Source organism: Halobacillus shinanisalinarum (genome assembly GCF_022919835.1).
Classification (GTDB): Bacteria; Bacillota; Bacilli; order Bacillales; family Halobacillaceae; genus Halobacillus_A; species Halobacillus_A shinanisalinarum.
The window spans coordinates 3,580,128-3,591,935 of record NZ_CP095074.1 but is presented as its reverse complement, the minus strand read 5'-3'; the positions used below and the strand labels follow the sequence as shown (position 1 = coordinate 3,591,935).

Below are 11,808 nucleotides of genomic sequence, written 5' to 3'. Positions count from 1 at the left end.
AATAATCCGTTTCGATAAGTAATGAACAAGATCATGCTTGGAATGTCTTAACATAAACGATTAGTAGATCCTCATAGACTTGCCCCTTAAAACGGGATGGGATTGAGGTCTTTTTTTAGAAAAAGAGGATGGCGGGGATGTTTGCCATTTTTCGTTTTTTTAATACAATGAAGATCATATCCCTTCAACATTTCCAAGACTTCCGCCTTTCTATTCCTTATCGAAGCGTATTTTTCTCCCCATGCCAATACAGTTGTTTCAGATTTTTCAGCGGCATCCAGTATGTAGTGGTCATTCTCGACACCTATTGGATCCCTATGGGTTAATAGTCTTTTAGGATTCGTTGAAACTAAGGCGTACAAATTTACGATATACATACCTCCATAGCCCCAACTTCTCGTATAGTTCACGCATCTATTTAATGTGGTATCACATATGTCCGAATTAGCGGCGCTTGGGTTGAGCATAACAAACGTTATTTTATTCTTACTCTCATCAAACGTGCATTCCAATAAGTATCGATAGGTCGAAGTTCTATCAAAAATCACACGTACTTGTTCGTCTTCCCTCCAATTACGATAACTCGCCTTCATAAGCAGCCCCCTACTTAGTTATTTTGACATCTTAAAACTCTGTCATTAACCAATGTATGCAAGACAGCTTTGATTCATTTTCCGAATCATCCTTCCTCCTGGAGATCAACCGTTTTATATCATCAAAAATTAAGATATAGTCATAAGTCTGAACGGCGCTCCCATCACCATTCAGCCTAATAATAGCCCTTCAAGGGAGCGGCTCACATTAGAGTTTTTGGAATAATCATCCTAAATGCTTACCAGAAGCTAGGGTGATTATTTTTTGTTTGACAATCTCGCAACAGCTAACGCCGCAAATCCTGTCACCAGGATGTTTTGCACAGACAAAGACATTTACTTTCATCGTCTGAAAGCCGCATGACTCCATTGGCTTCGTCCCAAGTCATCGAACAGTTGGTCAGAATAAGGTTCATTATATTATTAGTAAAGTGGCTATTACCGAATTGAAATTGCAGCTGTAGGCGCAGTCTTAAACGGAAATATAGGTGAAGGAATATCTTTGCTCTACTTATTATCTATGTTTAAGTTATATAAAGGGAAAAATTCACACCTCATCATCCTCCCATAAACAATTAAAGAATGGAAAACGAATTCTTTTCGATTTATTCCATACTGGAGTTCCTACAAATGGTATTTAACTCGTAATGTAATTCGGCCAATTGTTTGTTTCGCTTTACATTGAGAAGTTTCAGCTGGTTTTCCTGTTCTCCTGGAATAAACAACGGAATTCCACGCCCAATGATTGAAGGAGCAATTTGAATAATAAATTCGTCTATGAGTTTCTCTTGAAGAAGTGGATATAACACTTCTCCACCTCCAACGACCCAAATCCGTTTCCCAGGATGTTTTTTCAATGATTTCGTAAACTCCACAATATTCTCATTGATGAAATCCACTAAGTCATTTGATCCTGTTGATGTACGAGAAAAAACATAGCATTGCTTCCCCTTATAAGGAAATTCACCAGGTGCATGATTCAAGATTTGATCATAGGTTTTTCTGCCCATCAAAACAATGTCAATGGTAGCGTAGAAATCCTCATAACCAATTTCTTCTTCTCCTTCAGTCCCCAATAACCAATCCAATGAATGATTATCTCGTGCAATGTAGCCATCTACACTTACTGCTCCATAAAATACTAACTTCGTTCGAACATCCCCCATTTGTCAGACCTCCATTATTCATGTTATGTTCTCAATTTCTAATGCAATTGCACATCATTCGGTTTTTCAGGTGGCCATGTTGCTCTACATTGAATCCTAAAATATTTTTGTACCACTCCACGGCTTTTCCAAGGTCTTTAACGTTAGCTCTAACATGCTTTAATCTAGTTTTCTCGTGTAAACACTCCTACTGCTCAGATTTTATACCATGTTTTTTGGTCTTAACTGTTCCCACCATCTTTAGTAAATAAATCAACTATGTATATAAGGAAAAAGTATGCTCCAAGTGCAATTACTAATGCTCCAATAATACTAAACTTGTCTCTTAAAAATGGGCTAGCTACTATTACAGCTAAGATGTAAATAAAGCGAGCTATATCCTTTCTTTTATCTCTTTTTGAGATGTTTTTTCTTTTATCGACCATATATTTTACATCCACTTAAAATCGTGTTGTTATATAGATTGTCTTTATTTTCCTCACAATTAAACACCCTTCCTAAGGAATACGCTCAACTAATTAACTTCGCTAATCCTCTATTAAATACCTTTAATTTCCACTTAAAGTCCTCAACAATCCTGCCCGAAGCCTTTCTTATTATTAAATCTTTTTCTTCTTTAGCAACAGGGTTTTAGTTCTTTCACGAAACTTGATAGAATGAATCATATGTATAATTAAAAAGTGGGTGTTTAAAATGGAAGAAGTCGAAGTAGAATTGTTAAAATTAATTGAGAATAACGCTAATTTGGAAGTAGAAAAAATTGCGAAGTTAATGGGGAAAAGTATTGATGAAACCCGGGAACTGATTGATAAGCTTGAGAAGAAGAAAGTCATTCTTGGCTATTCCACGCTCATTGACTGGGCAAAGGTTTTGAATGAGGAAGAGGTTACGGCTATGGTGGATGTAAAAGTGACCCCCGCTCGTGATGTCGGTTTTGATAAAGTGGCTGAGCGTATTTATCGTTTTCCAGAAGTTAAAGCCGTTTATTTAATGTCTGGCACTTATGATTTGTCCGTTTCAGTGAAAGGAAAAACGATGATGGAAATTGGACATTTCATTTCTGAAAAATTGTCTGCGCTGGATTCCGTACTATCTACAACGACCCATTTTGTTTTGAAAAAATATAAGCATGATGGCATCATATTACAGGATGCAGACGAAGGTGATAAAAGAATTGTGGTATCACCATGAGCCAAATCTCTTACATATCCAAGCAGGTAGCGGATTTAAAACCTTCGGGCATTCGACGTTTTTTTGATTTAGCGGCCCAGATGGAAGATGTCATTTCCCTCGGAGTAGGCGAGCCTGATTTCGTAACGCCGTGGAATGTTATCGAACAAAGCTTTCATTCCCTTGAACAGGGATACACCTCCTATACTGAAAATGCGGGTATGATGGAGCTACGTCAGGAAATTAGTAAATATCTAAGTGGAAGTTATCACTTGACGTATGACCCAAGTGACCAGTTGATTGTTTCCGTTGGAGCAAGTCAGGCGATTGATCTTGCTCTGCGGGCGGTTATCGATCCAGGAGATGAAGTTATAGTTGTAGAACCGAGCTTTGTTGCTTACGTGCCAACAGTCAGGCTGGCTGGAGGAATACCTGTAACAGTTCAAACGGAAGCAGAAGATGAGTTTAAACTAAAACCTGAACAAATTGAAGAGGCCATCACATCAAAAACAAAAGCGATCATACTATGTAATCCAAATAATCCAACTGGAACCCTTTTATTGCAAGAAGAATTAGAGCAACTGGCGATAGTGATTGAAAAGCATAACCTACTCGTTTTGTCTGATGAGATCTATGCCGAGCTAACGTATGACGATGCTTACACAAGTTTTCCCACTGTTCCTAAAATGAAGGAGCGAACAATTTTAATTAGTGGATTCTCAAAGGCATTTGCCATGACGGGCTGGCGACTCGGTTATGCAGCAGGACCAACTGAAATAATTGCCGCCATGGTGAAAATTCATCAGTACACGATGATGTGTGCCCCTACGATGGCACAGCACGCTGCCCTAGAGGCCATGAAAAACGGAAGGCAGAGTGTCGAGTCCATGTTTGAAAGCTATAAACAGAGAAGGAATTTTATAGTGAGTAGCTTGAATGAAATTGGGTTGCAATGTCCAAATCCGGGCGGAGCGTTTTATGCATTCCCATCCATTAAAGCAACCGGATTAACCTCAGCTGAATTTGCAGAGCAGTTGTTGCAAGAAGAACAAGTTGCTGTCGTACCCGGCTCTGTATTCGGAGCAAATGGCGAGGGATACATCCGCTGCTCCTACGCGACATCACTTAAACAACTTGATGAAGCTTTGAATCGTATGAAACGATTTGTGCAAAAACGAATGTAAGAGGTGCCTGACTTTCTCACCTCTACAGTTATAAAGAGATTTCATGATTAGATTGAATAGGAATCGCAGTCAGCCAAACCCCTAGACTTTACATTAGAAACAAAAAATAGGAAATTCCACAATTGAGGAATTTCCTATTTTTTGTTTTTATGAAAGCCCCGACCGCTTAAACATGTTATAAGCTATGGTTATACGAACTATCTAGAATATTTTCGCAAGATCATCAAACTTCTCAAGAACATCATCATATTCACTTACTTGTCCAAATCCGTATTTTGCATATACAAATGGAATTCCAGCATATCTAGCTGCTTTTAAATCACCTTCCGTGTCCCCAACATAAAACGGTTTGGATAGGTTATTCCTTTCGATAATTAAGTTAATATTTTCTCCTTTTGAAAGTCCGGTTCTCCCTGGATTTTCAAAATCTAAAAAATATCTTTCAAGGTTATGATACTTATAAAAAGCTTCAATGTAGCCCGATTGACAATTGCTAACGATGTATAGTTTATATTTCTGTGAAAGCTCCTTCAGAACATTCTCCACGTTTTTATAAAGAACACCACCTTGTTTTTCCAAATATTCATTTTCTACATTGCAGCACTCTTTTATTAATTGTTTCCGAGTATCATCATCTAAATATGGAAACAGTTTTCTACTTATATCATTCATCTGTAACCCCATTGTCCCTTCAAGGTCTTTCCTTGTTAATTCCCTCTTTATTTGATCATTTTCCTTTATTGTACTGTTCCACGCATTGAGGACCGTGTCTATAGAATCCCAAATGGTGCCATCTAGGTCAAAAATAATACTATCCATATGTATTTTTTCCTCCATCTTAGTTTAATAAAAATTGACGTTCTTCCCTATGAGCAGTTTCAAAATTGTTCCACAATCCTGCTCTATAGACTTATAAAATCAGTAAAACGGATTGTTTTAGAAGCCCTTTATTCAACTCTTTCGCCCTACGGAAGACGTTTCAAAGACTCAATTGAAGAAAGCCACCCGTTAAATAAAAAACCTATCCTTAAGTCCACTCTTTCCCATGTTCACGAATAAATTTAATATCGTTTTGATAATGTTCAAGATGCTCTTCATCTATCATTTTTTGAAAAGCAATGTCACCTTCACTGGCTTTTCTTGTAATTGTTTGACATAACCCTTCTAATCGGAGCAATACCATCTCCAAATATTCTTCTTCTATTCCCTCACCGTAAGATTCAAAAAACAATCTAACTCTTTGTTTTATACGGGTAGCATGCTGTTGTGATTTATAATAAATTTTCTCACCTGTTTCAGAGAGATACAACCTACTTAAGGGGACACAAGTATAAAGAGTATAAGCTATGTCCCAAAGTCTTGGACCAGGCCCGGCAACATCATAATCAATAATCCCTATTGGTCTTCCATGATTAAAGATAAAATTGTATCTAGCAAAGTCATTATGGCATAATATCTCCACCTTGTGTGGCGTATTATCTATCGGTTTCCAGTCATCTGATAATGGAAAATCACTCGGAGCATCTTCGCCATATCTTTTAAAACATCATCAGACCACATGTATTCTTTTAAAGGATCGTTACCAGCTTCTCCTTCATTAAAGGATAATATTTCTCTTCCTTTATCATCAATACCTAAAAACTTTGGTGCATAATTAAAACCTTTGTCTTCCAAATGCTGTAATAGCTTATGAATTTTGGGACTACCTGGCTTTAATTCTCGTCGGACAGTATCTCCAGAACGATAAACGTTAGAGACATTTCCTCGTTTTCATGGTTTGACATCTATATATCCCCTCTTAATGGCCCTTTTCATTAGAAAGGGCACAAATCCTAATTTTCAGGATTGCGCCCTATTACTAAAGATATTAAACTGCCAACTGACGACTAATCTCATAACTTTATTTTATATTCAATTATTTCTTTGACAATCGATTCATTCGATTCGCCTGCTTCCACCAATTCATTCAAATATTTTATTAAACTACTTTTTTCAGAGGTGCCCATTCGATCCATTTCAAAATCTAACCTAGTCAATATTGTAGATGCATTATATGTTAAAACTCGATCAATCGATGTCCCTTCCTCATATCCAATTGCTTTTAGATTAACGTTTTCCCCTTCGGTAACGATTTTTTTATGTGCCTCGATAACACTCATAAGCAAAGTGTCTTTGAAATACGTTTCCAATTCGGAACTTCCCTTCAACTCTTTCCTTTCATTATAACATGGATAAGAATGATCTATCCCAGATTGTGATTCGAGCACATTACATTGGGACTCGTTTACTAACGGAACACCTCATAAATTTCCTTCAAAAATACTTAATAAAGGCCCTCCTCTGGTTCGATAAACGTGACCCTTTAATGGAGCAAATGTTAGTATGTATTAATAAATAAGAGTAAAAACAATAAGCCAGCAAAAAGAAGTACAAATGAATATCCCGTTCCAACTATTTTATTTTTATCGCCTAACAATCTCCTAATAACTTCCTCGATAATCAAATAGACCCCCGAACCAATCAATATGTAAAGAATCAACAACAGGGCACTCTTAATAGAAGGCTCGAAATCTAGAGAATTCGGTAAATAAATAAATAAAACCATAAAAGGAAAAGTTAAAAGGGATGCTATATCACTTTTTTTGTTGTCTTCTACAAATAACCTTTTTAAGAGTTTCTTACCAGTTTTAATCACTCATCACTCCTGACATCACTTACTAAAATACTGCTCCATAGCGGAAGACTATTGATATTCAATATGTTAGTTAATGCTCTATTTTTGGAATAACGCTTCCACAGAATTTGCAGGTTCTTCTTTCTTTTTGTGGATTTCACACGCTACCTGCTTAGCCTTTGATAATCTAAGATTGAAAAAGACCGGTGAAAATGATTCGTAAAGACTATAAATTAATTAGTTAGAAAAAAACAGGGCGATTAATAAAATTAAAACCAAAATTATCAAATAAAATACAGTTCCTTTGAGGAATTGGTTTCCCTTTAGCTTTTTCTCATTTTTTGAGTGTCGATAAAAATTTGGAAAGAACAGAATCATAATCCATTGAGGAAGCGATACACCAATCATGATCGGCAACGCAAGCTCCAACCGAAACGCTTCACCTTCAAACAAGGTAATAATATAAAGGGTTATGGCTACTACAATTGGACAAAGTATTATATAAAAGAGCTTTTGTAATTTTGTATTTAGAATAAACTTTTCATTATAATGTTCCCTCATAATCTCCCTCCCCTGATAAGCAGAAAAAAGACGTGACCTTTACTCCTGAATCGCGCGCGATTATATAGCAGAAGATTGCTATACGTTATGTTGACAGTAATGACCTTCAACTTCGCGAATCTGCTTGAAATCATTCAATGAGTAAATTTGCAAACACAAACATTATTAATAGTACCCCGATAGCTAATGCATGAATGCCATATTGCTGCCATTCTGAAAGCTCTTCTTTTCCTTGCATAATTCTCCAATCTGGATAAAGAAAGCCAATAATAGGTGCAAGGATCAAACCGATTGATATTAATATCACTGCTAACACTTTCACCCTAAAAGATCTCCCTTTTTAAACTTATGTTACCTTGTTCAATGATGAATAAACACTGTATTCAATTACTTCCAGAAAATCTCCCTTTAGTGGAACAAGCAATTGAGCCATTCTATCCATTTATCTCTTGTAGAGAGTCGCAAACATCTTTCATGACCAACCTCTTCTTCAATAAGAAGGTTAACTTTTTTGAACCAACAGCTTTTAGATTGTTATAAGTGTGTGTTCAAAAAGTCAACGAATGAAAACGTCGACAGAGATCGCACACCCTTTGACAAAGTCGACACTAGCACGTCCTGTGCGTCGCAGTGTTTTGAATGACCACAGCGTATGCCTTTACTACGTGAGGACCGGAAAAACCGAGCAACGAAGAAATTCGCCGTTTATCATTTGGTGACTCCTTTAACATCCGATAGCCACATTATCGCGTCAAAGAATATGGTTGTTTAAACCATAAAGCTGGATAAACAAGTTGTTTAATCACTGTCCAATTAAGGTGTGCAGACTGTGATATAGTGGCCATCTAAATTACGCACCGTGAATTCGTTGTGCCCACCAATGGATTAAGATGAGGTTCCTCCTCAATCGTCGTTACGAGGGATTGAGTTCTTTTTCACGCCTCATCAAAGTAGCAAACGCGGAAAAGAGCAAGAGTCGTTCCCTACTTCGCTCTTTAGGATCCATTAACGATTAGTGATCATAATCAACCCAATTCAGTAAGTTTTATTGGGCTTTAATAATAACTGATTATTTAGGGCTGTCTAGTCAAATAATAACCAGAGAACAAGATGGTAAGATATCTGTTCTCTGGTTATTTAATGGTTTTAAAATTGATGGAAATAGAAGACAATTATTCTCTCGTAATAGTCAGGATTACAATTGGTTTTGTTGATCCTATGAATGCTTAATGGAAATTTCCTCATCACCCATCTGCATGAAACGCTTTCTACGGGAATGAATCCATTTGGCTGATAGAGCACTGACAATACCAGAAAAAACAACATACAACGTAAGTAGTAGAGGGGACCCATTGTTATAACTAAGTAAAGTTGTAGCAATAATTGGCGTCATCCCACTCGCAAAAATACCGGAAAACTGATAAACGAACGACATTCCTGTGTATCTAACCTCTGCATCAAATAGTTCTGCAAATAAGGCTGCCTCTGGTCCATAGACGGAAGCATAAAAAATGCCAAAGGGTATGATGATGGACAGCCAAATCAATAAAGTGTTCCCGCCGCTAGTTGACATTAACCAAAAAGCGGGTAGAGCTGAAAAGCCAGTAATTAAACTCCCCCAATAATAGGTCCGAGTTCTGCCTACACGGTCAGAAATATGTCCAAATAGAGGGATGAAAAAACACATAACAAACGCAGCAGCTGAAACCCCCAGTAAAGCAGTGGTACGAGAGATTTGAATCGTATTTGTCAGGTAAGTAATCGAAAATACACCCATGACATTAAAGAAAACCCCATCAATGTACCTTGCTCCCATACCGGCTATAACGTTTCCAGTATGCTTGCGCCACATGTCTTTAAACGGGACACTAGATTCTTTTTTACTATTTTTAACGTCTTGGAACTCAGGGGTTTCTGACACTTTTAAGCGTATCCATAAGCCTAAAAATATTAATACAACACTTAAACCAAAGGCAATGCGCCAACCCCAGGCCATGAACTGCCCGTTTGACAATTGAGATGATAGCAGGCCGACAATACCTGAAGATAATAAAAGACCAATGGATAAGCCGATTTGGGGCAAACTAGCGTAGAACCCTCGCTTTGAAAGTGGTGCATGTTCAAAGGTCATGAGGATAGCTCCTCCCCATTCACCACCTAAACCGAGACCCTGAAGGATTCGTAAAGTGAGTAGACAAATTGGTGCCCAAATCCCTATCTGTTCGTAAGTAGGTAAGAAGGCAATTAACGCCGTACTAACCCCATAATTGTTAACGTGATGATAAGCATGCTTTTACGGCCAACTTTGTCTCCAAAATGACCAAAGATGATCCCGCCTAATGGTCGAACAACAAAGCCAACCGCGAAGGTTACGTAGGCAAGAAGTGTAGAAACTAAAGGATCCCCTGAAGGAAAATACAACTCATTTAACACGATACCAGCTACAACACCATACAGAAAGAAATCATACCATTCAATAGTCGCACCAATTAAGCTTGAACCCACGACACGTTTAAGCATTTTATCATTAGTGTTCATAATTCCCCTCCAAGATTAAATTTCCCTTGTGTCATTAATTACGCTGTGAACTCTTCTTACTCCTTCATTAGAAAGCGCTTTCAACAAATTTCGAAAAAAGTTTACAAATCCTTAAAAATCAGGGGAAGCTTGAAACCCAAGCTTCCCCTATTTATCTACCAATTTCTATGGTCTAAGTGAGAGTATTTATCTAATAAGCGTTCTGGTTTGTTCAATGCATCTTTTCTAAAAGGCGGGGCCAATTGTGTACCATCAACATGAATGTTTAAAACAGTTGGTTTATCCGAGGCAAGCGCAGTTTCAAATGCTTGATTTAAATCTTTTGGTCGTTCTACACGAATACCATTGGCTCCCATAGATTTAGCTACCTCTGCAAAATCCGGCCCTTCAATATCAGACCCAACAAACCGGTTATTGTAAAAGTCCACCTGGTTCTTCTTCTCAGCAGACCAAGCACCATTATTGAAAACACAAGCCACAACCGGGATATTTTGTTCAACAGCTGTACTCACTTCATGTAAGCTCATGCCCCATGCCCCATCACCGACAATCGCCACAACAGGACAATCTGGTTCAGCTATTTTTGCACCGATGGCAGCAGGGTAAGCAAACCCACAATTACCAAAGGTTAATGCGGCAATATGCTTACGGCTTTGTGTGAAAGTCATGTAAGCATTTGCTGTTGAAGATACGTTGCCAATATCACTAGTTACGATGGCATTTTCGGGAAGCGCTCTCGATAACTCTAACAAAGCACGGCGTGGGTTAATCGGCTTTCCTTCCTCCATAGCAAGGGAAATGAGCTCTTCATTCCATTTCTCCTTTTCTGAAGTCACTTCAGCGAGACGTGAATGATTAGCAGAATTAGACATTTTCGCTTTCAAGCGCTTGAAAATTTCCTCACTGGCTTCACGAGCGTCCCCGATCACACCGACTTCTACCGGATGGGTCCGAGCAATGTTTCGCGGGTTAATGTCTACCTGAATGATATTAGCTTGTTTTGGAAAATAATCAATATCATAGCAAGGTAATGTACCGAAAACAGAAAGCCTTGTGCCGATCGCAAGCACAACATCTGCTTTTTTCAATAAATTCATTGCTGCCTTTGAACCCATGTATCCGATCGGACCGACAGCTAGCGGATGATCTGCTGGAAATGAGTCATTATGCATGTAAGAATTTGCAACAGGTGCTGTTAAATGTTCGGCTATATCTTTGACTGATTCAATCCCATCAGCATCTACAGTCCCTCGTCCGGAAATGATCACTGGATTCTCTGCCCTGGATAACAATTCAGCTGCTTTATCCAACTGTTCAGGTGAACCGGCACCGCGTGAATCGATCCTGTATTGATAGGGTTCAAGAATGTAATCTTCAACCTCGCCATAAAAGTAATCGCGGGGGATGTCAAATAGGACTGGTCCCCTTTCAGCGTAAGCAATCCGAAACGCAGTGCGCAGGCAATCTGCTACTCGACTTGGATGCGTCACTTTTACGGTAGATTTTGTAATCGATTCAAATACAGATACTTGGTCACATTCTTGAAAACCGTCCCATCCAATCGAAGGAGTTCCAGCAGATGGAGAAATAACAATCATCGGTGTATGCGCCATGTTCGCCGCCGCTACCGATGTCACCATATTGGTGATTCCAGGACCATTTTGCCCGATCACTACTCCTGCCTTCCCTTTGACTCGGGAGAAGGCGTCCTCCATATGGGCTGCATTCTGTTCATGTCGCACAGGGATGAATTCTATGCCAGCAGTCGGTAAGAGATCCAACATATCCATAAAGGCAGAGCCTAGAATCCCGGAAATGTGTTCAACCCCTTCAGCTACCAATGTTTCTACAATTGCTTCACTAGGCGTCATTCTTATCTTCTGTTTCTTTAAAACGTTCTCAACCTTTTCCATTTTAATAAC

Annotated in this window: 13 protein-coding genes and 2 pseudogenes; 2 read left to right on the top strand and 13 right to left on the bottom strand. The window is 38.5% G+C overall.

The features are described from left to right. Positions 1-86 precede the first annotated feature (86 nt). The 4 genes and pseudogenes from MUO14_RS17755 to MUO14_RS17745 form a co-directional block, all read right to left on the bottom strand. Positions 87-593, bottom strand: a complete 507-nt coding sequence (locus MUO14_RS17755) for a DUF1643 domain-containing protein (RefSeq protein WP_244751913.1) — start codon at positions 591-593, stop codon at positions 87-89. Between the two features lie 605 nt (positions 594-1,198). Beyond that, a complete protein-coding gene (locus tag MUO14_RS17750) occupies positions 1,199-1,759 on the bottom strand; it encodes a dihydrofolate reductase family protein (RefSeq protein WP_244751912.1) in 561 nt (186 codons plus the stop codon). A gap of 31 nt (positions 1,760-1,790) precedes the next feature. After that, positions 1,791-1,913 (bottom strand): annotated as a pseudogene (locus MUO14_RS24850) (VOC family protein); the annotation flags it as partial. Positions 1,914-1,980: 67 nt separating this feature from the next. Then, positions 1,981-2,184, bottom strand: a complete 204-nt coding sequence (locus MUO14_RS17745; RefSeq protein WP_244751911.1) for a hypothetical protein — start codon at positions 2,182-2,184, stop codon at positions 1,981-1,983. A 268-nt stretch (positions 2,185-2,452) separates the two neighbouring features. On the opposite strand from MUO14_RS17745, the gene MUO14_RS17740 reads away from it, so the two are divergent. Then, entirely contained in the window at positions 2,453-2,950 is a 498-nt protein-coding gene (locus tag MUO14_RS17740) for an Lrp/AsnC family transcriptional regulator (RefSeq protein WP_244751910.1), read from the top strand. Then, entirely contained in the window at positions 2,947-4,113 is a 1,167-nt protein-coding gene (locus tag MUO14_RS17735) for an aminotransferase (protein ID WP_244751909.1), read from the top strand. Before MUO14_RS17740 ends, MUO14_RS17735 begins: the two co-directional genes overlap by 4 nt. A gap of 201 nt (positions 4,114-4,314) precedes the next feature. On the opposite strand, the gene MUO14_RS17730 is transcribed toward MUO14_RS17735, so the two are convergent. The 9 genes and pseudogenes from MUO14_RS17730 to xsc form a co-directional block, all read right to left on the bottom strand. Continuing rightward, a complete protein-coding gene (locus tag MUO14_RS17730; RefSeq protein WP_244751908.1) occupies positions 4,315-4,932 on the bottom strand; it encodes an HAD family hydrolase in 618 nt (205 codons plus the stop codon). 208 nt (positions 4,933-5,140) lie between these two features. Next, positions 5,141-5,877, bottom strand: a pseudogene (locus MUO14_RS17725) (phosphotransferase); the annotation flags it as partial. A gap of 128 nt (positions 5,878-6,005) precedes the next feature. Then, on the bottom strand, positions 6,006-6,302 hold the full coding sequence (locus MUO14_RS17720) for a hypothetical protein (RefSeq protein ID WP_244751907.1): 297 nt from the start codon (positions 6,300-6,302) through the stop codon (positions 6,006-6,008). Between the two features lie 188 nt (positions 6,303-6,490). Beyond that, on the bottom strand, positions 6,491-6,808 hold the full coding sequence (locus MUO14_RS17715; RefSeq protein ID WP_244751906.1) for a hypothetical protein: 318 nt from the start codon (positions 6,806-6,808) through the stop codon (positions 6,491-6,493). Between the two features lie 216 nt (positions 6,809-7,024). Continuing rightward, complete coding sequence (locus MUO14_RS17710) at positions 7,025-7,348, bottom strand: hypothetical protein (protein WP_244751905.1); 324 nt, start codon at positions 7,346-7,348, stop codon at positions 7,025-7,027. A gap of 130 nt (positions 7,349-7,478) precedes the next feature. Then, positions 7,479-7,670 (bottom strand): hypothetical protein, encoded by a 192-nt coding sequence (locus tag MUO14_RS17705; protein WP_244751904.1) that lies wholly within the window; start codon positions 7,668-7,670, stop codon positions 7,479-7,481. 894 nt (positions 7,671-8,564) lie between these two features. Then, positions 8,565-9,548, bottom strand: coding sequence for an MFS transporter (locus MUO14_RS24400; protein ID WP_255822209.1), 984 nt, complete (start codon positions 9,546-9,548; stop codon positions 8,565-8,567). Positions 9,549-9,592: 44 nt separating this feature from the next. Further along, entirely contained in the window at positions 9,593-9,886 is a 294-nt protein-coding gene (locus MUO14_RS24395; protein WP_255822130.1) for an MFS transporter, read from the bottom strand. A gap of 155 nt (positions 9,887-10,041) precedes the next feature. Continuing rightward, the gene (gene xsc, locus MUO14_RS17690) at positions 10,042-11,799 is read right to left on the bottom strand and encodes a sulfoacetaldehyde acetyltransferase (RefSeq protein WP_244751903.1); all 1,758 of its coding nucleotides are present in this window, start codon (positions 11,797-11,799) and stop codon (positions 10,042-10,044) included. Positions 11,800-11,808: the final 9 nt, after the last annotated feature.

Coding starts and splice junctions, on each gene's coding strand:
- MUO14_RS17755 (WP_244751913.1), bottom strand. CDS start 593: ATGAAGGCGAGTTATCGTAATTGGAGGGAAGACGAACAAGTACGTGTG.
- MUO14_RS17750 (WP_244751912.1), bottom strand. CDS start 1,759: ATGGGGGATGTTCGAACGAAGTTAGTATTTTATGGAGCAGTAAGTGTA.
- MUO14_RS17745 (WP_244751911.1), bottom strand. CDS start 2,184: ATGGTCGATAAAAGAAAAAACATCTCAAAAAGAGATAAAAGAAAGGAT.
- MUO14_RS17740 (WP_244751910.1), top strand. CDS start 2,453: ATGGAAGAAGTCGAAGTAGAATTGTTAAAATTAATTGAGAATAACGCT.
- MUO14_RS17735 (WP_244751909.1), top strand. CDS start 2,947: ATGAGCCAAATCTCTTACATATCCAAGCAGGTAGCGGATTTAAAACCT.
- MUO14_RS17730 (WP_244751908.1), bottom strand. CDS start 4,932: ATGGATAGTATTATTTTTGACCTAGATGGCACCATTTGGGATTCTATA.
- MUO14_RS17710 (WP_244751905.1), bottom strand. CDS start 7,348: ATGAGGGAACATTATAATGAAAAGTTTATTCTAAATACAAAATTACAA.
- MUO14_RS24395 (WP_255822130.1), bottom strand. CDS start 9,886: ATGAACACTAATGATAAAATGCTTAAACGTGTCGTGGGTTCAAGCTTA.
- xsc (WP_244751903.1), bottom strand. CDS start 11,799: ATGGAAAAGGTTGAGAACGTTTTAAAGAAACAGAAGATAAGAATGACG.